Origin of the sequence: Paraburkholderia sp. SIMBA_054, assembly GCF_046534875.1 — a bacterium.
Classification (GTDB): Bacteria; Pseudomonadota; Gammaproteobacteria; order Burkholderiales; family Burkholderiaceae; genus Paraburkholderia; species Paraburkholderia hospita.
This window is the reverse complement of sequence record NZ_JAWRXV010001202.1, coordinates 1-254: the sequence shown is the minus strand read 5'-3', so window position 1 is coordinate 254 and position 254 is coordinate 1. Positions and strand designations below refer to the sequence as shown.

General features: G+C 53.1%; 1 protein-coding gene. It reads right to left on the bottom strand.

Features of this window, described 5'->3' with window-relative positions; all coding sequences use genetic code 11:
- Positions 1 to 121: hydantoinase/oxoprolinase N-terminal domain-containing protein (locus SB822_RS58935; protein ID WP_410859354.1), on the bottom strand; the 121-nt coding region annotated here is incomplete at its 3' end.
- Positions 122 to 254: the final 133 nt, after the last annotated feature.

Genomic DNA, 254 nt, shown 5'->3' with positions numbered 1-254 from the left:
CCCCTTTCTCCGGAGCTGCCGGTGTCGAAGGTGTTTTGAAAACCAGCGCGCTTCCATCCTCGCGCAACAGGCTGACATCGGTGAATGTCCCACCGATATCGATTCCAATTCGGACATTCATAGGGATACCCAATACATTAACATTGTTACGATGATGTTTAATCGTCGACATGGCTGAAGCGGAGGTTCTCATCTGCCGCCCCGGCATACCAGACGTCGTTGCAGGCTGTAGCGAACTCCAGGAGGCCTTCAAC